We start from the raw sequence: 21,329 nt of genomic DNA, 5'->3' as shown, positions 1-21,329 counted from the left end.
TTTTTTGTTTTGACGCAATTCCAGACGGAAAACCGCTTCACACTTTTCCTGGAATTGCTTTGGCGCCGATAACCTTCAGCGCGGGACGTTTCCTGCGGCTCGGCAGGCGGCCGGCCACGGGGGCATCGGCGCGGGCCTCGTCCTGCTCCTTCTCCGCGAACAGCCAGTCGATGAACAGCTGGACGATCGGCGCCGATCGCATCTCGTTGCGGCAGACGACGTAGAAATCGTCGACCGCCGGCACCGAGAGCGTGAAGGGCGCGACGAGCATGCCCCTGGCAAGCAAGGCGCGCGCAGTCACCGAGTCGCCGAGCGCGACACCGTGGCCATGCACGGCGGCCTCCGTCGCCATGCGCGCATCGCCCAGACGGTGGCGGCGGCCGCGCTCGAGATCGAGCGCATCGGCGGCGGCCAGCCAGGTGTGCCATTCACGGCCATCGTCGCCATGCAGGAAGACGTGATCGGCGAGGTCGCGGACGCTGCGGATCGGCCGGTTGTTGATCAGCGTCGGGCTGACCACGGGAAACAATTCCAGCCCGGACCATTTGCGTATCCAGCAGTCGCTCCAGCCACCGTCGCCATAATGCACGCAGACGTCGATATCCCCGGCGCGGATGTCCTTGGGATCGTTGGACGGGATCAGCGTCAGCTGGATGTCGGGATATTGCGCCGTGAAGGAGCCGAGCCGTGGCGTCATCCAAAGCAGCAGAAGCGCCGGCACACAGGACACCGACAGCGTGCCGGCACTCGCCGGCCGCGTCATGCGCTGCGTGGCGGCGGCGATGCCTTCAAAGGCAGTCGAAACCGCCGGCAGGAATTCGGCGCCATGCGGCGTCAGCTTCACCCGCCGGCCGGTGCGCTCGAAGAGTTTCACGCCGAGCGATTGCTCGAGCGCCTTGATCTGGTGGCTGACGGCGCCATGCGTGACATTGAGCTCACCCGCCGCCTTGGTCAGCGAGGCGTGCCGCGCCGTGGCCTCGAAGGCGCGCAGCGGGTTCAGCGGCGGCAGGCGCTTGGCCATGGAAGGGCTCCTACTTTGTGAGATTTTCTCACAATCAAGACCCTAACAATATCAATTGATTTTTCAATGCCGCTGCCCGACACTTTTGCCCGAAACAGCTTCAAGAGACGTGGAATCCGCAAGGACAGCGAGCAACGATCCAGCCGGCAAGGGGCTGGATCCGTGGCTGGCCTGGCAAATCGTCCGTGCGGGCGGCAAGCACAGGAGGACCGGACATGGGTTACGATCGCGGCAAGCTCGAAGCGTTGCGCCGCAAATATGGCGAGAGCCATGGCGGCGAGATGTTCGACCCGAAATTCCGCAAGGTCGCCGACAAGATCTTCAACAAGTCGGGCACGCGGCTTGCCCCCTATTCCGGCATCCCGACCTTCCTCGCCGCGCCCTATCGCGAGATCGCCGCCGAGAACCCGGATTTCGGCGACCTGCAGGTGGCGATGATCGGCGTGCCGATGGATCTCGGCGTCACCAACCGGCCCGGCTCGCGCTTCGGGCCGCGCGCGCTGCGCGCCATCGAACGCATCGGGCCCTACAATCATGTGCTGGAATGCGCGCCGACGCATGAGCTTCGCGTCGCCGACATCGGCGACACGCCGTTCCGCAGCCGCTACCGGCTGGAGATCAGCCACGAGGACATCGAAAAGCGCACCAACCAGATCGTCGATGCCGGCGTGCTGCCACTCTCGGTCGGCGGCGACCATTCGATCAGCCATCCGATCCTGAAGGCGGTCGGCAAGAAGTCGCCCGTCGGCATGATCCATATCGACGCCCATTGCGACACCAGCGGGCTGTTCGACATGACCAAGTTCCACCATGGCGGCCCTTTCCGCAACGCGGTGCTGGACGGCGTGCTCGATCCCTCGCGCACCATCCAGATCGGCATACGCGGCTCGGCCGAATATCTGTGGGAGTTCACCTACGAGTCCGGCATGACGGTCGTGCATGCCGAGGAGGTGACCGGGCTCGGTATCCCGGCCATCATCGAGAAGGCGCGCAAGATTGTCGGCGACGGGCCGACCTACATCTCCTTCGACGTCGACAGCATCGACCCCGCCTTCGCGCCCGGCACAGGCACGCCGGAGGTCGGCGGGCTGACGACGCGCGAGGTGCTGGAGCTGCTGCGCGGCCTGAAGGGCCTCAACATCGTCGGCGGCGACGTCGTCGAGGTGGCGCCGCAATACGACGCGACCACCAACACCGCCCATGTCGGCGCGCAGGTCCTGTTCGAGATTCTGAGCCTCATGGTGTTCAGCCCGGCGATCAGGAAGGGCTGAGACTTCTTAGTTTCACGCAATTCCGGACAGAAAACCGCGTCACACTTTTCCTGGAATTGCTTTAGCCAATACGGCCGCCGCGCTGGAGCCGGCGGCCGGACGCAACAAACAAGCTTCCAGCAGGGGAACCAAAAAATGACTCTTCGCAATGCATTGAAATCCATAGTCGCGGCGGCGATGATGCTCGGCGCTGCCGGCCTCGCCACCCAGGCCAAGGCCGACGCCGTCGACGACATCACCAAGGCCGGCGCCATCAATGTCGGCATCTTCTCCGACTTCCCGCCCTTTTCCTCGGCCAGCGCCGACATGAGCATCAAGGGCTATGACATCGACGTCGCGCAGGCGATCGCCGATGCCTTGAAGGTGAAGCTCAACCTGGTCAGCGTCACCGGCCAGAACCGCATCCCTTATCTCACCGACAAGCGCGTCGATATATTGATGAGCGTCGGCTACTCCAAGGAGCGCGAGCAGGTGATCGACTTCGCCGCCGCCTACGCGCCCTATTACATCGCCGTCATCGGGCCGAAAGCGCTCGCGGTCAAAGGCAAGGAAGACCTTGCCGACAAGTCGATCGCGGTTAATCGCGGCACGCTGGAGGATACGTCGCTGACCGAGGCGGCGCCCTCGTCCGCCGATATCCGCCGCTTCGACAACTACAATTCCGTCATCCAGGCCTTCATCTCCGGCCAGACGCAGCTGATGGTGGTCGGCAACGATGTCGGCGCTCAGGTGCTGGCCAAGCAGGATGCGCTGCAGCCGGAGCAGAAATTCCAGCTCTTGACCTCGCCCTCGCATATCGGCCTCAACAAGAATGAGGACCGGCTGAAGAACGCGGTGAACGACGCGGTCGCCAAGATGCTCGCCGACGGCAAGCTGGACGAAAGCTCCAAGGCCTGGCTGAAGACGCCGCTCAATCCCGCCAACCTCAAGGATTGATGCCGATCGGTTCGGCTCCGTAACAGGAGCCGAGCCTCCTCTTGGGTCGGGCGCCTCCAACAAGGTCAATCGCCATGGGCTACAGCCTCGACTTCGGCTGGCTTGCGGGTGCGGCGGGCGTGATCGCGCGCGGCGCGGCGATGACGCTGCTTCTGATCGCCGTCACGACGTTCGCCGGAACTTTCCTCAGCATCCTCGGCGCGGCAGGAAAGAGAAACGGCCCCAAGCCGCTTCAGCTCGCTATCGGCGTTTATGTCGAGGTGATGCGCAACACGCCGTTCCTGGTGCAGCTGTTCTTCATCTTCTTCGGCCTGCCCAGCCTCGGCATCAGACTCGACCCGATCCTGGCCGCGATGCTGGCGATGACGCTCAACATGGCGGCCTACACGATCGAGATCGTCGGCGCCGGTCTCGACGCCGTGCCGCGCGGGCAGACGGAAGCCGCGCTGGCGCTTGGGCTGAGGCCACGCCAGGTGTTCATCAAAATCGTGCTGCCGCAGGCGCTGAAGGTGATCTACCCGGCGCTGACCAGCCAGATCGTCATCATGATGCTGGAATCGGCCGTGGTGTCGCAGATCGCGGTGCGCGAGCTGACCTACGAGGCCGACATGCTGCAGGCCCGCACGTTTCGCGCCTTCGAGACCTATTTCGTGGTGACGATGGTCTATCTCGGCCTGTCGATGGGGCTGCGCCGGCTGCTCGTCAGTGGCGGCCGCCGCGTTCTCGGAGCCGGCGTGTCATGATCGAGTTCACTCTCTGGGACATCGTGCGCAACCTCTTGCTTGCCGCGCGCTGGACGGTGCTTTTGTCGCTCGCCGCCTTCATCGGCGGCGCGCTGGTCGGGTTGGTGGTGCTGTTCTTCCGAATCGCCCGGAACAAATGGATCAAGCGGTTCGCTTCGGGTTACATCGCGCTGTTCCAGGGCACGCCGCTGTTGATGCAGCTCTTCCTGATGTTCTTCGGCCTGCCGATGCTGGGGCTGCGCATCGAGCCGTGGACGGCGGCGGTGCTCGGCCTGACCTTCTTCGCCAGCGCCTATCTCGCCGAGATCTGGCGCAGCGGCGTCGACGCGCTGCCGAGGGGACAATGGGACGCCGGCGCCAGCCTCGGGCTGCATTACCTGCAGGAGCTCAGGCTAATCATACTGCCGCAGGCCTTCGCGATCACCCGCGCGCCGACCGTCGGCTTCCTGGTGCAATTGATCAAATCGACGGCGCTGACCTCGATCATCGGCTTCGAGGAACTGGTCAGAACCTCCAACGCCATCAACAATGCGACCTTCGAGCCGTTCAAGGTCTACGGGCTGGTGGCGTTGATCTTCTTCGTCTTGTGTTTTCCGCTGACGCAATACGCACGGAGGCTGGAGCAGCGCGCAGGGGCGCACTGAGCCGGCGAAAGGCTGCCGACCGGACCGGCAGCCTTTGTCGATCAATGCCCGAAGGCGAGCTGTGGCGCGATGCGGTCGCGCCGGAGCCAGCGCGCGAGCAGCAGCGCCGCCACCACGGCCAGCCCCGAGGCCAGGCCGATCCAGATGCCGACGCCGTTCAGGCCGAAATGGAATGCGAGCAGCACGCCGAGCGGCAGGCCGACGCCCCAATAGCCGATCGCGGCATAAATCATCGGCACCTTGGTGTCGTGCAGGCCGCGCAGCATGCCGGCGGCTACCGCCTGGGCGCCGTCGAAGATCTGGAACAGCGCGGCGAACACCAGGAACGACACGGCGAGCGTGATCACCCTGGCATTGGCCGGATCGGCAAGGTCGATGAAGGCGCTGATCAGCGCGTGCGGCCAGAGGATCATCACCAGCCCCATCAGCGCCATGAAGGAGACGCCGATGACGAAGGCAGTCCAGCCAGCGCGCGACACCCCTTCCGGATTGCCGGCGCCATGCGCCAGGCCGACCCGGACCGTGACCGCCTGGTTGAGGCCAAGCGGCACCATGAAAGAGATCGAGGCGATCTGGATGGCGATCGCGTGGGCGGCGAGCGAATCCGCATCGATCAGGCCCATCAGCAGCGCCGCCGCATTGAAGATCGTCACCTCGAAGGCGAGGATGCCGGCGATCGGCAGGCCGAGCCGCAGCAACCCGCGGAAACGCGGCCAGTCGGAGCGCCAGAAGCGGCCGAACAGACGATAGCGGCGGAATTTCTTCTCCTTGATCACCACCGCCGCCAGGCCGATGAACATCAGCGTGCTGGACAGAGTGGTGGCGAGACCAGAGCCGGCAATGCCCATCGACTTGACGCCGAGGTTGCCGAACATGAACACCCAGTTGAAGAAGGCGTTGCAGGCGACCGCGACGAAAACGATGATCAGCGCCCAGCTCGGCCGCTCCAGCGCCGAGATGAAGGAGCGCAACACGATATAGCCGTAGAAGGGCAGCACCGCCCATTGCAGCCAGTGCAGATAGATGCCGGCCTGATGCGCGAGCTCTGGCTTCTGGCCCATGGCCAGAAGCACCTCTTCGCCATGCGAGAGAAAAAACCAGATCGGGATCGAGATAAGGATCGCCAGCCACAGGCCCTGTCGCACCGTGCGGCGCAGGTCGCGCACCGAATGGCGATGGCGGCCGAGCTCGGTCGCCATCATCGGCGAGGTCGCCAGCATCAGGCCGAGGCCGAAGATCAGCGGCATGAAATAGAGGTTGGAGCCGAGCGCGCCGGCCGCGAGCGTATCCGGCCCCAGCCGGCCCATCATCATGACATCGGTCGCGGTCATGGCCGTCTGGCCGAGATTGGTCAGCACCATCGGCCAGGCAAGCGCCACCGTCGCCCTGATTTCCTGACGCCAAAGGTTTTCCGGCGCGAGGGCGCCGGTTTCGATCGCAGACATTGTTCCGCTCTTTCAGAACACGGCGCGTCGGCAAAAAGGGACCGGAAGCCGCACACAATGGCGCAAAATGGCGCCATTTGCGTCGCCTTGTGAACGAAACGCGACATGTTGGCAAGGGAGGAGGCCGCGTTAGCGATTGATCCAGGCGGAGCTGCGATTCCCCGCGCCTCCTTCATTTGCCGGCCGCAGGCTGCTACGGATGCCCCCGGGCATGCGCAGCCGGCGCGCCATGCCGGGAGGAATGGATGCCGTTCAGGCGCAGAAAGAACACGGCCGCGATTCCGCGCACGGCGCCCGCCTTCGAGCACATCGTCACGGAGGCGAGCGAGAGCTTCCTGTGGCGGCTGGACGATTATCCGTGGGAGCGCAATGTCTGGAATTTCCATCCGGAATACGAGATCCATCTTCTGCGCAAATCGTCCGGCGTGGTGCTGGTCGGCGACCATATCGGCGAGTTCGGGCCGGGCTACCTGACCCTCGTCGGCGGCGGGCTGCCACATGACTGGGTGACGGCGGTGCAGCCGGGCGAGCTGATCGAGGGCCGCGATATCGTGCTGCAGTTCGACGCCGAGCGGCTGCGCGGTTCGTCCGGGCTGCTGCCGGAGTTGCGCGAGCTGGAGCCGTTCTTGGAGCGCTCGCTGCGCGGCATGGTCTTCCACGGCCAGACGGCGCTGGACGGCGCCGAGCTGATGGAAAGAATGGGCGAAGTGCACGGGCTGGCAAGGTTCCGCATGTTCCTCGAGCTGCTCGACCTTCTGGCCACCACCGACGAATACGCGCTGTTGTCGTCGCCCGACTTTTCGCCGCTTCTCGATGCGGAGTCGCTCGACATCATTCAGCGCTCGCTGATCTATCTGTTCCAGCATTTCGCCGAGGATCTGAAGCTGCCGGACGTGGCAGCCTTGGCTGGGATGAGCGAAAGCACCTTCTCGCGCTTCTTCCAGAAGAACACCGGCAACTCCTTCAGCGACCATGTCGCCAAGCTGAGGCTTTGGCAGGCCTGCAAGCTGCTCGCAGACACCGAGATCCCGATAACCGACATCTGCTTCCAGGTCGGCTACATGAACATCTCGAACTTCAACCGCGCCTTCCTGCGCAAGCACAAGATGACGCCGTCCTCCTACCGCAAGCTGTCGCGGCAGCGGCTGACGCTAAGAGCGTGACACAGCCGATATCCGGCCACTTCCGATTGCACTGATACTCGTGTGACGGACAGACTCTGCCGGCGACATTTTTTGCGGCGCACAATGCATAAAAGTACAGGTCTGCTGCAACGGGGCTTCTAGTCTCGCCTCTTCCAACTGCTCATTTTGGCGACGGGTGACAGGTCAGACGGGCGACGGTGAGGGTCGCTTGGCCAAGGATCTGCCGCTTCGCGACTGTTCCTGGAGGAGAAAATCAATGAAATCATATCGGCTCGCTGCCAGCCTCGGCGCAGCGTTCGTGCTTACCGCTTCCGTGTCAACCGCAGCACTTGCCCAGGCGCCCGTCTGCTCGGCGCCGGTCAAGGTGCTGGCGCAGCCGCGCGACGGGCTGACGCTTCTGGAGGACTCCAAGGATGAGTTCAAGAAGCTCTCCGGCGCTTCGTTCCAGATCGACTACCTCAACGAGAACGACCGCCGCGCCAAGTCGCGCGCCGATGCTTCCACCGTCGGCAATTACAACGTCTACTATGTCGACGAGGCCAATGTGGCGCTGTTCGCCTCCTCGGGCTGGATCGTGCCGCTGACCGATTATTACCCGGCTGACTACGACTATGCCGATTTCGATCCGGGCCGCCAGAAGGTCGCCACCTATGACGGCAAGGTCTGGTTCGCGCCGCTGACCGGCGGCGGCGACTTGATGGTTTACCGCAAGGATGTGCTGGAGGCCGCCGGCATCCAGCCGCCGAAGACGCTGGACGAGCTGATCGCCGACGTGCCGAAGCTGACCAATGCCGACAAGGGCATATACGGCATCGCGCTGCGCGGCGCGCGCGGCTCGGGCGCCAATGTCTGGCGCTGGATGCCGTTCTTCAAGGCCTATGGCGGCAAGTGGTTCGACGGCGACAAGCCGGCTTTCAATTCCGACGCCGCCGTGAAGGCGACAGAGACCTATCTCAAGCTCTTCAAGGACTCGGCCGCCGGCACGCAGACCGGCAGCTGGGATGAATCGACCGGCGCCTTCCTCTCCGGCCAGGTCGCGATCCTTGTCGAATCGACGCCGCTGTCGGGCATGGCCGTAGATCCGAAGACCTCGCAGGTGGTCGGCAAGGTTGGCTTCCTACCGCCGCCGTCGCCGCTGCCCGGCGGCGGCTATGGCCATGGGCTGGCCATAGGCACCAAGGCCAATGCGGATGACGCGGCGAAGAAATGCGCCGGCCTGTTCATCGCCTGGGCGACGTCGAAGGAGAACGAGAAGCGCCGGCTGGACGCGCATCAGTTCGGCGAGCTCAACCGCACCAGCGTGCTCTCCAGCAAGGAGTTCGCCGACATCTACGGCGCCGATCTCGGCCAGGCGCTGGCCGAAACCGGGAAGGTGACGGCGGTGAACTTCTGGCAGGATCCGCGCTGGCCCGATCTCGGCGACCGCTGGGGCATCATCCTGGAAGAACTGGTCACCGGCACGCGCACCGACATCAAGGGCGGCCTCAACGAGCTCGAGGCCTATGCCAACGACCTGGTGAAGAAGAAGTAATCCTCCCGCCCGCGGCGCGCGGTCCACGGCATTCGAAGGAATGCCGGGATCCGCGCCGCGGGTTCCCTTCGATCCAAGGCACCGCGACAAACCCGAGGAGAGGCAATGCGGCGACGCTCTTCCCTGCCGGTCACATTTCTGGTTCCCACCCTCGCCATCCTTCTGGTGCTGTCGATGGTGCCGACGCTCTACGCCATCGTGATCGCGCTGCAGAACCGCGAATTGAGCGCGCCGGGCTATTCCTGGGTGTGGTTCTCGAACTTCGCCGATCTCTTTAGCGATCGCCGTTTCCTCAACGCCGTCTGGGTCTCGGTGAAATGGGAGATCGTCACCGTCGTGGCGACGATGGTGGTGGCGATCGGGCTAGGCGTTTTGATGTTCGAGGTCGCCGGCCCGCGCCTGCGCAACTTCTACTGCCTGTTGTTCATCATCCCCGTGCTTTTGCCGCGCGTCTCGGCGGCCTTCGTCTGGAAGTTCGCCTATCACCCGCTCTACGGCATCGCCACCTATCCCTACCGGCTGATCACCGGCGGGTTGATCTTCGATCCGCTGTCCAAGCCCGGCTCAGCGCTGTTCGCCGTCGCTTCGGTGGATGTCTGGCAATGGGGACTGTTCTTCGCCGTCATCGTGCTCAAGCTGCTCGAAACCCTGCCGCCGCAGCCGATCGAGGCGGCCAGGCTCGACCACGCCAAGCGCTGGCAGATCCATGCCTACGTGACACTGCCGATGCTGAAGGCGCCGCTGATCAGCCTGATGTTCGTCAAGATGATCGAGTCGCTGCGCTCCTTCGACCTCATCTATGTGATGACGCGCGGCGGGCCCGGCGTCGCGACCGAAACGCTCGACATGTACGCCTTCTCGCAAGGCTTCATCGAATCCGGCAAGGTGTCCTATGCTTCGGCCATGGCGGTGCTGATGATGATCGCGACCGTCATCACCTTCACCATGCTGTGGAAGCGGGTGCAGGCATGAGGCCATATCGGATGAAACCGGGCCGCCTGATCGCCAAGGCCGTCCTGGCGCTGGCCGGGTTCCTGGCCGTGTTCCCGCTGGTGTGGACGGCGCTCAACGCGCTGAAGAACAATGTCGACATCATCACGCGCGTGCCGAAGGTGATCTTCACGCCGACGCTCGCCAATATCAGCTACATCCTCGGCCGCGATAGCGTGCTGACCGGGCTCTACAATTCTGCGGTCGCCTGCGGCGCGGCCGTGCTGATCGGCATCGTGCTGGGCCTGCCGGCGGCCTATGCCGTGGCGCGCTATCCCAACCGCTTCGCCGGCGACATCCAGTTCTTCGTGCTTTCGCTGCGCTTCCTGCCGCCGGTGGCGGTCGCCATCCCGCTGATGGTGATCTGGCTGCAGATCGGCCTCTACGACACGCTTCCCGCGTTGATCGTCACCTACTCGCTGCTGACCATCTCGGTGATCATGTGGCTTGCGATCCCGGCCTTCCAGGGCGTGCCGAAGGAGATCGAGGAGGCGGCCTTCGTCGACGGCTACGGCGCCTATTCGGTGTTCTGGCGGATCGCGCTTCCTGTCGCGGCGCGCTCGCTGGTCGGCGCCATCGCCTTCAGCTTCGTGCTGGTCTGGAACGAGTTCCTGATCGCGCTGATGCTGTCGAGTTCCAACGCCAAGACGCTGCCGATCGTGGCTTCCGAGCTGTCGCAGCAAGGCATGAACGTGCCTTGGGGCATCCTCAATGCCTCGGTGGTGCTTCTGTCGCTGCCGCCGCTGCTCTTCCTCGGTGTTCTGAGCGGCTTCCTGAATTCCGTTTTCCGGCAAAAGAAAAGTTGAAGCGAGGATACCCGATGCGGGCACTGGTGCTTGAGAAAAAAGGCGAACTGTCGCTGCGCGAGATCGCGCTGCCGCAAGACGTCGGACCGGACGATGTCCGGATCGCCATCCACACGGTCGGCGTCTGCGGCAGCGACGTGCATTACTACACGCATGGCGCCATCGGCAGCTATATCGTGCGCCAGCCGATGGTGCTCGGCCATGAGGCCTCGGGAACGATCGTTGAGGTCGGCGCCAACGTCACGAACCTGAAAGTCGGCGACCGCGTCTGCATGGAGCCGGGCGTGCCGAATCTTTCCTCGCGCGCGACGAAGCTCGGCATCTACAATGTCGACCCGGACGTCCGCTTCTGGGCGACGCCGCCGGTGCACGGCGTGCTGGCGCCATACGCCGTTCATCCGGCGGCCTTCACCTACAAGCTGCCGGACAATGTCTCCTTCGCCGAAGGCGCGATGGTCGAGCCTTTCGCCATCGGCATGCAGGCGGCGGCGCGCGCCCGCATCGTGCCGGGCGACGTCGCCGTCGTCGTCGGCTGCGGCCCGATCGGCATCATGATCGCGCTCGCCGCGCTGGCGGGCGGCTGTTCCAAGGTGCTGATCTCCGATTTTTCCGCACCCAAGCTTGAGATCGCCGGCCAGTATCCGGGCATCGTGCCGGTCAATGTCGGCGAGCAGTCGCTGGTCGACGCGGTGCGGAGCGCGACGGACAATTGGGGCGCCGATATCGTATTCGAGGCGAGCGGCAGCCCGAAGGCCTTCGCCAACCTGTTCGACATCGTGCGGCCGGGCGGCGCGGTGGTGCTGGTCGGGCTGCCGGTGGAGACGGTCGAGCTCAATGTGCCGGCGGCGATCTCCAAGGAAGTGCGCATCGAGACCGTGTTCCGCTATGCCAACATTTTCGACCGCGCCTTGCAGCTGATCGCCTCCGGCAAGGTCGACCTCAAGCCGCTGATTACCGGCACCTATGATTTCTCCGCGAGCATCAAGGCGTTCGAGCGCGCCGCGCAAGGCAGGCCTCAGGACGTCAAGCTGCAGATCCTGCTGACCGGCGAGAAGGGATAAGGGATGTCCGCCATCGTTTGCTCCCATGTCGACAAGGCCTATGGCGCCACGACCGTCATCCGCGATCTCAACCTCGCGATCGAGGAGCATGAGTTCGTCGTGTTCCTGGGGCCTTCCGGCTGCGGCAAGTCCACGCTTCTCAGGATGCTGGCGGGGCTGGAAGACATCAGCGGCGGCGAGGTGTCGATCGGCGGCAAGGTGGTCAACGATCTCGAGCCGGGCGACCGCGGCATCGCCATGGTCTTCCAGAATTATGCTCTCTATCCGCATATGACGATCTTCGACAACGTCGCCTTCGGGCTCAAGCGGCAGAAGGTGCCGGCGGCCGAGATCAAGAAGCGGGTCGAGGCGGTCTCGAAGACGCTTGGGCTGGAGCCCTATCTCGGTCGAAAGCCGACCGAGCTTTCCGGCGGCCAGCAGCAGCGCGTTGCGATCGCGCGCGCCATGATCAAGACGCCGAAAGTGTTCCTGTTCGACGAGCCGCTCTCCAATCTCGACGCCAAGCTGCGCAACCATATGCGGGTTGAGATCGCGAGATTGCACCAGTCGCTGAAGACCACCACCGTCTATGTCACGCACGACCAGCTCGAGGCGATGACCCTTGCCGACCGGATCGTGCTTCTGAAGGACGGCGTGATCGAGCAGATCGGCTCGCCGGCGGAGATCTATCGGCGGCCCGGCAACCAGTTCGTGGCCGGCTTCATCGGCACGCCGAATATGAATTTCATCGAGGCCACGGTCGGCCGCAAGGGCGATGGCTGGACGCTGACCGGCACGGGGACGGTGCTCTCGCTTGAAGGCAGCGCTTTCGACCTGCGGCACGGCGATCGGGTCGTGCTCGGCATCCGGCCTCCGGATCTCAAGACGGCAAACGGAGGCGCAGGCAACATCCTGCAAGGCACCGCCGACCTCATCGAATTCCATGGCAATGACGCGCTGGTGACGTTCGGCTCGGGCGACAAAGAGATCAGCGCGCTGGTGCCGGCCCGCGAATGCCCGAAGTTGCGCGCGCCGGTTCGCTACAGCTTCGAGGAAGAAGGCATCCATCTGTTCGACGCGGAGACCGGCAAGTCGCTGCGCAGGCAACAGGTCAGCTGATAGCGTCGAGCATCTGCCGCTGGCGGTGCATTTCGAGGAAGATGCGGTAGTCGCGATCGAAGCGGGCGCCGGCTTCCTTGTTGGGCGCGCGCGTCCTGCCGCCCTGCTGCATGGCGACGCAGGCGGCGTTGAGATCGGGATAGAGGCCGGCGGCGGTCGCCGCCACCATGCCGGTGCCGAGCAGCACCGCCTCGTCGGCCAGCGGCTCGACCACCGTGCAGCCGGTGGCGTCGGCATAGAGCTCCATCAACAGCGGGTTCTTGGTGTGGCCGCCGGTGACGTGCAGCGTGTCGATCAGATAGCCGTTCTCGTTCAGGGCCTCGAGCACATGGCGCACGCCGAGCGCGATGCCGACGGCGGTGCGCCAATAGAGCTTGCACAGGCTGTCGAAGGAAGAATCGAGCGTCAGGCCGCTGATGACGCCGACCGCATGCGGGTCGGCGAGCGGCGAACGGTTGCCGTGGAAGTCCGGCAGCACATGCAGCCTGGCCGCCAGCGCATCGCCCTCCTCGGCGCGCAATTCGGCGACGCGCCTGGCGATCTTCATATGCATGGCCGCGTCCGGCTCGCCGCCCGCGCCATGCCAGCGGATGATGTGGTCGAGCAGGGCGCCGGTGGCCGACTGGCCGCCTTCCGACAGCCACAGCGTCGGCAAGGCCGCGCCGAAATAGGGGCCCCAGACGCCAGCGAAGGGCTGCGGGTCATGCGACATCGCCATGACGCAGGACGATGTGCCGGCGATCAGCGCCAAGTGCCGGCTGATGTTCTTCTCGTCGCCGGCAAAGCCGCCCAGGACACCCAGCGCGCCCGCATAGGCATCGATGACCCCGGCGCCGACCCGGCATTTCTCAGTCAGGCCGAGCTCGGCGGCGGCCTTCGCCGTCAGCGGACCGATATCGGTGCCGACCGGGCTCGCCTTTTCGGGCAGATTGCCATGTTCGAACAGATCGCCGAGGCCGACGAGCTCGAAGAAATCGCGCCGCCAGCTTTCTTCCTCATGCGCGAGATAGGTCCATTTGGCCGTCAGCGTGCATTGCGAGCGGGCGAGCGAGCCTGATGCCTTCCAGGTCAGGAAATCGGCCAGGTCGAACAGATAGCCGGCTTCATTCCAAGTCTGCAGCAGATGGCGCTTCAGCCACATCAGCTTCGGCGTTGCCATCTCCGGCGACATCACCCCGCCGATATAATCGAGCACGGCATGGCCGCTTGCCGTGCATTCATCGGCCTCGGCGATGGCGCGGTGATCGAGCCAGACGACCGTGTCCCAGCGCCTCTCGCCGGTGACCGAGACGCTGATCTGGCCGCCTTGCCTGTCGCGCGCGACCAGCGAGCAGGTGGCGTCGAAGGAGATGCCGGCGATATCGCCGGCGGCAACGCCGGATTTCTCGAGGGCGGACCGCACCGATTTGCACACCGCCGACCAGATGTCCTCCGAATCATGCTCGGCATGATCGGGCTTGGGCTGGTGCATGGCGATTGGATGATCGGCGCGGGCAAGCAGGTTGCCGCGCGCGTCAAGAATACCCGCGCGAGCGCTCCCGGTGCCGACATCGACCGCGCAAACGAAACTCTTCGTCAAGATGCTTTTACTCTCGCTCCCAGGCCTGCAATCAGATCGGGCAATTGCAGCATGTCAGCGAATATAGAGTCCGGTTCCGTCGACGCAAGCCGCGCCTTGAGCGCCGGATTGGAGGCATGCGAGCCACCGGTGAAGGCAAGGACGCGCATGCCAGCCGCGCGCGCCGCGGCGACGCCGGCCGGGCTGTCCTCGACGACCAGGCAATTGCGTGGATGCGCCCGCATGGAGGCAGCGGCATGGAGGAAAAGGTCGGGCGCCGGCTTGCCGCGCTTGACCATGGTGGCGCTGAAGATATGCGGCTCCAGCAGCGGCAGCAGGCCGGTGACGTCGAGCGCGTAGCGGATGCGTTCCAGCGTGCCGGACGAGGCGACGCAGCAAGGCAGACCGAGCTTCGGCAGCACCTCCTTGATGCCGGGGATCGGCTTCAATTCCTCGCGGAACTTGCGCATCAGGTCGACGCGCATCGCGGTCAGATGCTGGTCGCTGATCTCCAGCCCGAACTCTTGGCCGAGGATCTCGCGCACGCTTTTCATGCTCTTGCCGAGGAAATGCTCGTAGGCAGCGTCCTCGCTGACCGTGCCGCCGGCGAGCTCGATCATGCCGAGCAGCGCCGAGACCGAAAGCGCCTCGCTATCGACCAGCACGCCGTCACAGTCGAAGATGACCAGCTCAGGCGTCATCGGGCAGGCTTCCGCTGGCCTCAGAGCTTGCCGGCGAGATAGCGCGCCAGGGTTTCGCGTGCGCCGTTCGCCCACAGCACCTTCAAGGCATGGGCGAAGGCCCCGGCGAAGACGGGCGAGCGGCCGACATCGCCGTAGATGTCCTCCATCGCCAGCCAGGCCTTGGGGTCATCCTTGGCCGCCCTGGCGGTGGCCTGCATGCGGCCCCAGCTCGGGTCGTTGGGCTCGATGACGGCGCCGCTGTCGGTGGTGCCGAAGCAGTAACGACACCACAAGGCCGATTCCAGCGCGAGGCCGGCGACGCCTTCGCCCGCCTTCAGCCGGTCGGCGATGGTCGGGATGATGAATTTCGGCTGGCGGTTGGAACCGTCGAGGCACAGCCGGCGGATGGTGTCGCCGATCTTGGGATTGGAGAATCGCCGCTCGATGAGCTGGTAGTAATCCTCCAGATCGGTGTCGGGCACCGGCGGCACGGTCGGGATGATCTCGTCATGCTCGAGCTTCGACAGGAAGGCGCGCACCAGCGGCTCCTGCATGCCTTCATGGACGAAATGGATGTCCATCAGGCCGGCCGGATAGGCTATTGTCGCGTGGCCGCCATTGAGGATGCGGATCTTCATCAGCTCGTAGGGCGAGACGTCCTTGACGAACTGCACGCCGACCTTTTCCAGGGCCGGACGGCCGGCGGTGAAATGGTCCTCCAGCACCCATTGCTTGAACGGCTCGCAGAACACCGGCCAGTTGTCCTCCAAGCCGAAATCGTCGGCGAGGATGCGGCGCTCGCGGTCGGTCGTGGCCGGCGTGATGCGATCGACCATGCCGTTCGGAAAGGCGACCTTGTCCTCCACCCATGTTGCCAGGTCCTCGTCGATCAGCCGGGCAAGGCCGATGACGCCGTCTGAGGTGACATGGCCGTTATGGGGGATGTTGTCGCAGGACATGACGGTGAAGGGCACGATGCCGTCGGCGCGCCGGCGCAGCAGGCCGGCAAGGACGATGCCGAACACGGTTTTCGGCACGGCGCCCGGTTGCGCGTCGGCGACGATGTCGGGATGGGCCGGGTTGAACTTGCCGGAAGCCGGGTCGATGAAATAGCCGCCTTCGGTGATGGTCAGCGAGACGATCTTGATCGCCGGATCGGCAAGCCGCTCGATGATCGCGGCCGCATCGCGAGGCGTCAGGAAATCGATCATGGCGCCGGTGACGCGGGCGCTCATATGGCCCTGGTCCTGCTCGACGACAGTGGTCAGCCAGTCCTGTTCCTGCAGCTTGGAACGGCCGATCTTCTCGCCCTCAAACACGCCGGCGCCGATCAGAGCCCAGTCATGGCCTTCGCCGGTGGCGAACAGGTCGTCGAGATAGACAGCCTGGTGCGAGCGGTGGAAATTGCCGACGCCGAAATGGACGATGCCGGCCTTCAAGGCCGAGCGGTCATATTTCGGACCGGCGACCTTGGCCGGCAGGCTGGCGAGGTTCGAGGAAGAGAGTTTCACGGTCATCTCATTTTACCCTTTGGCCGATCTGCAGCCCGACTGTTTACGCCTCCTGAGGAGAGCGAGGATGAGGGGCAACATCTGGTGTTCCAGCATGCTGCCCCTCACCTGCCCCGCGACGCTTGCTCCGGAGGAAAAGAGAGAAGCGCCTCCCCCCTCAACTCATCCCGTCAGCTCATCCATTGGCCGCCGTCGACATTGTAGGTCTGGGCAACAATGTATTCGGCCTCGTCACTGGCGAGGAACACGGCCATGCCGGCGAGGTCCTCGGGCTTGCCCATGCGGCCGTAAGGCACGCCTTCGCCGACCAGGCGCTTCTTCTCGCCCTTCGGCCGGTTCTCATATTTGGCGAAGAGCGCGTCGACCTGGTCCCACATGTCGCTGTCGACGACGCCCGGCGCGATGCCGTTGACGTTGATGCGGTGCTTGATGAGGTCGAGCCCCGCCGATTGCGTCAGCGAGATGACAGCGGCCTTGGTGGCGCAATAGACCGCGACCAGCGGCTCGCCGCGCCGGCCTGCCTGGCTTGCCATGTTGATGATCCTGCCGCCCCGGCCGCGCGCGATCATCGAGCGGGCGGCGGCCTGCAGCATGAACAGCGTGCCGGCGACGTTGACCGCGAACAGCTTGTCGTAGCTCGCCCTGGTGATCTCGACGATCGGCGCCAGGTCGAAGATCGCGGCATTGTTGATCAGCACGTCCAGCCCGCCGGTCTTCGCCTCGACAGCTTTCACCGCCGCCTCGATCGAGGCCTGGTCGGTGACGTCGAGCCGCAGCGCGTAAGCAGCGGGGCCGATCGCTTTCGCCGTCGCTTGCGCCGCGTCGAGGTCGATGTCGGCAATCGCCACCGTCGCGCCTTCGCGCGCATAGGCTTCGGCGAAGGCCCTGCCGATGCCGCGCGCCGATCCGGTGATCAGCGCCGATTTGGCTTTCAGCCTCACTGTCCCGTCCTCACGCGGCCAGCGCCTTGCCGTCGGCGCCGAAGCGGTGAAGCTTGGTCTTGTCGGGGGTCAGGTAGACGGTGTCGCCATGCCTGACCGCAACCTCGCCGTCGGCGCGGACATTGACGGTGCCGATGCCGTCCGCCTGGACATGCAGGAAGGTGTCGGAGCCGAGATGCTCGGCGACGCCGACCGTCGCCTTCCAGTCGCCGGACAAGGTCGAGATGTTGAGATGTTCGGGCCGGATGCCGATGGTCTTGGCGCCGTATTTCTCCGCCGGCGCGCCTTCGATCATGTTCATCTTGGGGGAGCCGATGAAGCCAGCGACGAAGAGGTTCTTCGGCGTCTTGTAGAGCTCCATCGGCGAGCCGACCTGCTCGATGTTGCCGGCGTTGAGCACGACGATCTTGTCGGCCATGGTCATGGCCTCGACCTGGTCGTGGGTGACGTAGATCATCGTCGTCTTCAGCTGCTGATGCAGCTCGCTGATCTCCAGCCGCATGGTGCCGCGAAGCGCGGCGTCGAGGTTGGACAGCGGCTCGTCGAATAGGAAGGCAGAGGGCTGGCGCACGATGGCGCGGCCGATGGCGACGCGCTGGCGCTGGCCGCCGGAGAGCTGACCCGGGCGGCGCTCGAGATAATTGGTGAGGTTGAGGACGCGTGCCGCGTCCTTCACCTTCTTGTCGATCGTCGCCTGGTCCTCGCCGGCCATCTTCAGCGGGAAGGCGATGTTCTTGGCGACCGTCATATGCGGGTAGAGCGCGTAGGACTGGAAGACCATGGCGAGCTTGCGCTTGGCCGGAGCCTCGCGGGTGACGTCGCGGCCATCGATCGAGATCGTGCCGCCGCTGGTGTCCTCCAGCCCGGCGATCAGCCTGAGCAGCGTGGACTTGCCGCAACCCGAGGGGCCGACGAACACCACGAACTCGCCGTCCTCGATGTTGAGGTCGATGTTCGGAATGATCGTCGTCGACCCGAAGGACTTGGAGACGTTCTTGAGCGTGATGTTTCCCATGGTTTCCTCCCGGGGATGGTCTTGGTCGTCCGCCGCGTGGGCTTTCTACTTCACGGCACCAAAGGTCAGGCCGCGCACCAGCTGCTTCTGGCTGAACCAGCCCATGATCAGGATCGGCGCGATCGCCAGCGTCGAGGCCGCTGAGAGCTTGGCCCAGAACAGGCCTTGCGGACTGGAGAAGGAGCTGATGAAGGCGGTCAGCGGCGCCGCGTTGGTGGTGGTGAGCCGGATGGTCCAGAACGCTTCGTTCCAGGCGAGGATGATGTTCAAGAGCATGGTCGAGGCAATGCCGGGAACGGCCATCGGCGTCAGCACATAGATGATCTCGTTCCACAGCGAGGCGCCGTCCATGCGCGCCGCTTCCAGGATCTCGCCTGGGATCTCGCGGAAATAAGTGTAGAGCATCCAGACCACGATCGGCAGGTTGATCAGCATCAGCATCACGGTAAGGCCGATGCGGCTGTCGAGCAGGCCGGTGTCGCGGAAGATCAGGTAGATCGGGAACAGCACCGCGACCGCCGGCATCATCTTGGTCGACAGCATCCACATCAGGATGTCCTTGGTGCGCTTGCTCGGCGAAAACGCCATCGACCAGGCCGCCGGGACGGCGACGATGAGCGCGAGGATGGTCGAGCCGACCGAGAGCAGCACCGAATTGAAGAAGAACTTGAAGTAGCCGCTCTGCTGCTGGACCTCCGAGTAACTCTCGAAGGTCCCGGACGGGATGAGGTTGAAGCCCTGGATCGCCTCCTGCTCCGACTTGAACGAGGTGATGATCGTGTAGAGGATCGGAAAGAAGATCAGCAGGGCGACGATCCAGGCCGCGGCCGTGGCGATGGTCTTGTGCTGGGTGGTGACTGCGCGGGCCATCTTATCCTCCCTTATTTGTCGAGGTTCTTGCCGACGGCGCGCATGGCGAAGAAGGCAACGATGTTGGCGAGAATGACGGCGATCACGCCACCGGCGGATGCCTGGCCGATTTTGAACTCCAGGAGCGCCTTCTGGTAGACGAGGAAGGGCAGGTTGGTGGAGGCGTAGCCCGGGCCGCCATTGGTGGTGACCAGGATCTCGGCATAGATCGAGAGCAGGAAGATCGTCTGGATCAGGATGACGACGGTGATGGCGCGCGACATGTGCGGCAGTGTCAGGTAGATGAAGCGGCTCACGAAGCCGGCGCCGTCCATCTCGGCCGCCTCCTTCTGCTCGCCGTCGAGCGACTGCAAAGAGGTGAGCAGGATCAGCGTGGCGAAGGGCAGCCACTGCCAGGCGACGATCAGGATGACGGCGGTCAGCGGGTGCTGGCCGAACCAGTCGATCGGCTGGGCGCCGAAGAAGCGCGCAATGTCGGCGAAGACGCCGTATTGCGGGTGCATGATCATGTTCTTCCAGACAAGTGCCGCGACCGGCGGCATGACGAAGAACGGCGAGATGACCAGGATGCGCACGATGCCCTGGCCCCAGATCGGCTGATCGAGCAGCATCGCCAGAAGGATGCCGCCGACCACCGTGATGACCAGCACGCTGACGACGATGGTGAGCGTGTTGAGGATCGAATAGAGGAAGGCCGGGTTGGAATAGAACAGCGCGTAGTTGGAGAAGCCGACGAAGCCGTCACGCATCGGGTTCAGCGGATTGTATTGCTGAAACGAGAACCAGAGCGTGAACAGCAGCGGCACGATCATCCAGACGAACAGCAGGATCACCGATGGCGCCATCATGAAGCGGGCAAGCGAACGGGTTTGCTGAGTAGCCATGACGGTCACCCTCCCAAAGTCAGCCGGATTTTCAGAGTTGCGCCCAGAATCTTCCCGGTTTTGAAGGGTGGCCGCCCGAACTGGGTTTCGGGCGGCCCCTTGCCGGCCATGATGCGCGACCGGCGTTCGGCACCGGGAGGAGCCTTACTTGATGTAGCCGCCTTCGGTCATCGCCGCGGTGGCTGCGTCCTGGGCCTGCTTGAGGGCGTCGTCGACGCTCGACTGGCCGGCAAGGGCGGCCGAGAAGAGCTGGCCAACGGTGGTGCCGAGACCCTGGAATTCAGGAATGGCGACGAACTGCACGCCGACATAGGGCACCGGCTTGACGGTCGGATGCGTCGGGTCGGCGGCGTTGATTGAGTCCAGCGTCATCTTCGCGAAGGGCGCCGCCTTCTGGTACTCCGGATTGGCGTAGAGCGAGGAGCGCGTTCCAGGCGGAACATTGGCCCAGCCTTCCTTCGAGGCGACCAGCTCGGCATAGTGCTTGCTGGTTGCCCAGGAGACGAACTTCTCGGCGGCATCGGCCTTCTGGGTGCCGGCGGGGATCGCCAGCGACCAGGCCCACAGCCAATTGCCGCGCTTGCCTAGGCCGTTGTCGGGCGCCAGCGCATAGCCGACCTTGTCGGCGACCTGCGAGGCCTTCGGATCGGAGACGAAGGACGCCGCGACGGTGGCGTCGATCCACATGCCGCACTTGCCCTGCTGGAACAGCGCCAGGTTCTCGTTGAAGCCGTTTGACGAAGCGCCTTCCGGACCGTCGGCCTTCATCAGGTCGACATAGAACTGCAGCGTGTTCTTCCACTCGGGCTGATCGAACTGCGGCTTCCAGTTCTCGTCGAACCAGCGGGCGCCGAAGGAGTTCGACATGGCGGTGAGGAAGGCCATGTTCTCGCCCCAGCCGGCCTTGCCGCGCAGGCAGACACCGTTCACGCCATTGGCGCGGTCGGTCATCTTGTCGGCGGCCTGCTTGATGAATTCCCAGGTCGGCGCGTCGGGCATCTTCAGGCCCGCCTTCTCCATCAGGTCCTTGCGGTACATGACGAAGGAGCTTTCGCCGTAGAAGGGCGCGGCATAGAGCTTGCCGTCGACCGACAGGCCGCCGGCGATGGCCGGGATGATGTCCTTGACGTCATAGTCGTCGCCGAGCTTGTCGAGCGGCAGCAGCCAGCTCTGCTT

General features: G+C 64.4%; 20 protein-coding genes. 10 read left to right on the top strand and 10 right to left on the bottom strand.

Features of this window, described 5'->3' with window-relative positions; genetic code table 11:
* Window positions 1–37: 37 nt before the first annotated feature.
* On the bottom strand, window positions 38–1,021 hold the full coding sequence (gene gcvA, locus EOA24_RS03840) for a transcriptional regulator GcvA (RefSeq protein ID WP_126079982.1): 984 nt from the start codon (window positions 1,019–1,021) through the stop codon (window positions 38–40).
* A gap of 215 nt (window positions 1,022–1,236) precedes the next feature.
* Here gcvA and speB point away from each other — a divergent pair, with 215 nt between their 5' ends.
* From speB to EOA24_RS03820, 4 genes are all read left to right on the top strand, one after another.
* Window positions 1,237–2,292, top strand: coding sequence for an agmatinase (speB, locus tag EOA24_RS03835; RefSeq protein ID WP_126079983.1), 1,056 nt, complete (start codon window positions 1,237–1,239; stop codon window positions 2,290–2,292).
* Window positions 2,293–2,427: 135 nt separating this feature from the next.
* On the top strand, window positions 2,428–3,228 hold the full coding sequence (locus EOA24_RS03830) for a transporter substrate-binding domain-containing protein (protein ID WP_126079984.1): 801 nt from the start codon (window positions 2,428–2,430) through the stop codon (window positions 3,226–3,228).
* 74 nt (window positions 3,229–3,302) lie between these two features.
* Window positions 3,303–3,971 (top strand): amino acid ABC transporter permease, encoded by a 669-nt coding sequence (locus tag EOA24_RS03825; RefSeq protein ID WP_126079985.1) that lies wholly within the window; start codon window positions 3,303–3,305, stop codon window positions 3,969–3,971.
* Window positions 3,968–4,615, top strand: a complete 648-nt coding sequence (locus tag EOA24_RS03820; protein WP_126079986.1) for an amino acid ABC transporter permease — start codon at window positions 3,968–3,970, stop codon at window positions 4,613–4,615. Before EOA24_RS03825 ends, EOA24_RS03820 begins: the two co-directional genes overlap by 4 nt.
* A gap of 41 nt (window positions 4,616–4,656) precedes the next feature.
* On the opposite strand, the gene EOA24_RS03815 is transcribed toward EOA24_RS03820, so the two are convergent.
* Complete coding sequence (locus tag EOA24_RS03815; RefSeq protein WP_126079987.1) at window positions 4,657–6,060, bottom strand: MATE family efflux transporter; 1,404 nt, start codon at window positions 6,058–6,060, stop codon at window positions 4,657–4,659.
* A 245-nt stretch (window positions 6,061–6,305) separates the two neighbouring features.
* Between EOA24_RS03815 and EOA24_RS03810 the strand changes: the two genes are divergently transcribed.
* From EOA24_RS03810 to ugpC, 6 genes are all read left to right on the top strand, one after another.
* Window positions 6,306–7,223 (top strand): AraC family transcriptional regulator, encoded by a 918-nt coding sequence (locus EOA24_RS03810; protein WP_127409591.1) that lies wholly within the window; start codon window positions 6,306–6,308, stop codon window positions 7,221–7,223.
* A 238-nt stretch (window positions 7,224–7,461) separates the two neighbouring features.
* Window positions 7,462–8,736, top strand: a complete 1,275-nt coding sequence (locus tag EOA24_RS03805; protein ID WP_126079989.1) for an extracellular solute-binding protein — start codon at window positions 7,462–7,464, stop codon at window positions 8,734–8,736.
* 105 nt (window positions 8,737–8,841) lie between these two features.
* Complete coding sequence (locus tag EOA24_RS03800) at window positions 8,842–9,708, top strand: sugar ABC transporter permease (RefSeq protein WP_042637447.1); 867 nt, start codon at window positions 8,842–8,844, stop codon at window positions 9,706–9,708.
* Between the two features lie 11 nt (window positions 9,709–9,719).
* Window positions 9,720–10,532: a carbohydrate ABC transporter permease gene (locus EOA24_RS03795; protein WP_126079990.1), complete on the top strand. Its 813-nt coding sequence runs from the start codon at window positions 9,720–9,722 to the stop codon at window positions 10,530–10,532.
* Window positions 10,533–10,546: 14 nt separating this feature from the next.
* The gene (locus EOA24_RS03790; RefSeq protein WP_126079991.1) at window positions 10,547–11,593 is read left to right on the top strand and encodes an NAD(P)-dependent alcohol dehydrogenase; all 1,047 of its coding nucleotides are present in this window, start codon (window positions 10,547–10,549) and stop codon (window positions 11,591–11,593) included.
* A gap of 3 nt (window positions 11,594–11,596) precedes the next feature.
* Window positions 11,597–12,691: a sn-glycerol-3-phosphate ABC transporter ATP-binding protein UgpC gene (gene ugpC, locus EOA24_RS03785; RefSeq protein WP_126079992.1), complete on the top strand. Its 1,095-nt coding sequence runs from the start codon at window positions 11,597–11,599 to the stop codon at window positions 12,689–12,691.
* Here the strand turns inward: ugpC and EOA24_RS03780 are convergent.
* The 8 genes from EOA24_RS03780 to EOA24_RS03745 all read right to left on the bottom strand — a co-directional run.
* On the bottom strand, window positions 12,684–14,270 hold the full coding sequence (locus EOA24_RS03780; protein WP_126079993.1) for an FGGY-family carbohydrate kinase: 1,587 nt from the start codon (window positions 14,268–14,270) through the stop codon (window positions 12,684–12,686). The genes ugpC and EOA24_RS03780 overlap by 8 nt on opposite strands.
* The gene (locus EOA24_RS03775; RefSeq protein ID WP_126079994.1) at window positions 14,267–14,950 is read right to left on the bottom strand and encodes an HAD-IA family hydrolase; all 684 of its coding nucleotides are present in this window, start codon (window positions 14,948–14,950) and stop codon (window positions 14,267–14,269) included. The genes EOA24_RS03780 and EOA24_RS03775 overlap by 4 nt, the downstream gene beginning before the upstream one ends.
* Window positions 14,951–14,970: 20 nt before the next feature.
* The gene (locus tag EOA24_RS03770) at window positions 14,971–16,449 is read right to left on the bottom strand and encodes a mannitol dehydrogenase family protein (protein WP_127256343.1); all 1,479 of its coding nucleotides are present in this window, start codon (window positions 16,447–16,449) and stop codon (window positions 14,971–14,973) included.
* A 164-nt stretch (window positions 16,450–16,613) separates the two neighbouring features.
* Window positions 16,614–17,384 carry an L-iditol 2-dehydrogenase gene (locus EOA24_RS03765; protein ID WP_127256340.1) on the bottom strand — a complete coding sequence of 257 codons (771 nt, stop codon included), beginning with the start codon at window positions 17,382–17,384 and terminating at the stop codon, window positions 16,614–16,616.
* Between the two features lie 10 nt (window positions 17,385–17,394).
* Complete coding sequence (locus tag EOA24_RS03760) at window positions 17,395–18,399, bottom strand: ABC transporter ATP-binding protein (RefSeq protein WP_126079997.1); 1,005 nt, start codon at window positions 18,397–18,399, stop codon at window positions 17,395–17,397.
* 45 nt (window positions 18,400–18,444) lie between these two features.
* On the bottom strand, window positions 18,445–19,269 hold the full coding sequence (locus EOA24_RS03755; RefSeq protein WP_126079998.1) for a carbohydrate ABC transporter permease: 825 nt from the start codon (window positions 19,267–19,269) through the stop codon (window positions 18,445–18,447).
* Between the two features lie 11 nt (window positions 19,270–19,280).
* Window positions 19,281–20,153, bottom strand: coding sequence for a sugar ABC transporter permease (locus tag EOA24_RS03750; protein WP_126079999.1), 873 nt, complete (start codon window positions 20,151–20,153; stop codon window positions 19,281–19,283).
* Window positions 20,154–20,297: 144 nt separating this feature from the next.
* The coding region (locus EOA24_RS03745) for a sugar ABC transporter substrate-binding protein (RefSeq protein ID WP_133374457.1) at window positions 20,298–21,329 on the bottom strand (1,032 nt) is incomplete at its 5' end.

This window comes from Mesorhizobium sp. M2A.F.Ca.ET.039.01.1.1 (genome assembly GCF_003998035.1).
Lineage (GTDB): Bacteria > Pseudomonadota > Alphaproteobacteria > Rhizobiales > Rhizobiaceae > Mesorhizobium.
The sequence above is the reverse complement of the archived record's forward strand: the minus strand, read 5'-3'. Positions and strand labels throughout refer to the sequence as shown.

Bases quoted from the DNA above. Each gene is read 5' to 3' on its own strand.
- EOA24_RS03800 (WP_042637447.1), top strand. From the start codon at position 8,842: ATGCGGCGACGCTCTTCCCTGCCGGTCACATTTCTGGTTCCCACCCTC.
- EOA24_RS03820 (WP_126079986.1), top strand. From the start codon at position 3,968: ATGATCGAGTTCACTCTCTGGGACATCGTGCGCAACCTCTTGCTTGCC.
- gcvA (WP_126079982.1), bottom strand. From the start codon at position 1,021: ATGGCCAAGCGCCTGCCGCCGCTGAACCCGCTGCGCGCCTTCGAGGCC.
- EOA24_RS03825 (WP_126079985.1), top strand. From the start codon at position 3,303: ATGGGCTACAGCCTCGACTTCGGCTGGCTTGCGGGTGCGGCGGGCGTG.
- EOA24_RS03775 (WP_126079994.1), bottom strand. From the start codon at position 14,950: ATGACGCCTGAGCTGGTCATCTTCGACTGTGACGGCGTGCTGGTCGAT.
- EOA24_RS03815 (WP_126079987.1), bottom strand. From the start codon at position 6,060: ATGTCTGCGATCGAAACCGGCGCCCTCGCGCCGGAAAACCTTTGGCGT.
- EOA24_RS03770 (WP_127256343.1), bottom strand. From the start codon at position 16,449: ATGACCGTGAAACTCTCTTCCTCGAACCTCGCCAGCCTGCCGGCCAAG.
- EOA24_RS03750 (WP_126079999.1), bottom strand. From the start codon at position 20,153: ATGGCTACTCAGCAAACCCGTTCGCTTGCCCGCTTCATGATGGCGCCA.
- EOA24_RS03805 (WP_126079989.1), top strand. From the start codon at position 7,462: ATGAAATCATATCGGCTCGCTGCCAGCCTCGGCGCAGCGTTCGTGCTT.
- EOA24_RS03790 (WP_126079991.1), top strand. From the start codon at position 10,547: ATGCGGGCACTGGTGCTTGAGAAAAAAGGCGAACTGTCGCTGCGCGAG.
- speB (WP_126079983.1), top strand. From the start codon at position 1,237: ATGGGTTACGATCGCGGCAAGCTCGAAGCGTTGCGCCGCAAATATGGC.
- EOA24_RS03755 (WP_126079998.1), bottom strand. From the start codon at position 19,269: ATGGCCCGCGCAGTCACCACCCAGCACAAGACCATCGCCACGGCCGCG.
- ugpC (WP_126079992.1), top strand. From the start codon at position 11,597: ATGTCCGCCATCGTTTGCTCCCATGTCGACAAGGCCTATGGCGCCACG.
- EOA24_RS03830 (WP_126079984.1), top strand. From the start codon at position 2,428: ATGACTCTTCGCAATGCATTGAAATCCATAGTCGCGGCGGCGATGATG.
- EOA24_RS03810 (WP_127409591.1), top strand. From the start codon at position 6,306: ATGCCGTTCAGGCGCAGAAAGAACACGGCCGCGATTCCGCGCACGGCG.
- EOA24_RS03760 (WP_126079997.1), bottom strand. From the start codon at position 18,399: ATGGGAAACATCACGCTCAAGAACGTCTCCAAGTCCTTCGGGTCGACG.
- EOA24_RS03795 (WP_126079990.1), top strand. From the start codon at position 9,720: ATGAAACCGGGCCGCCTGATCGCCAAGGCCGTCCTGGCGCTGGCCGGG.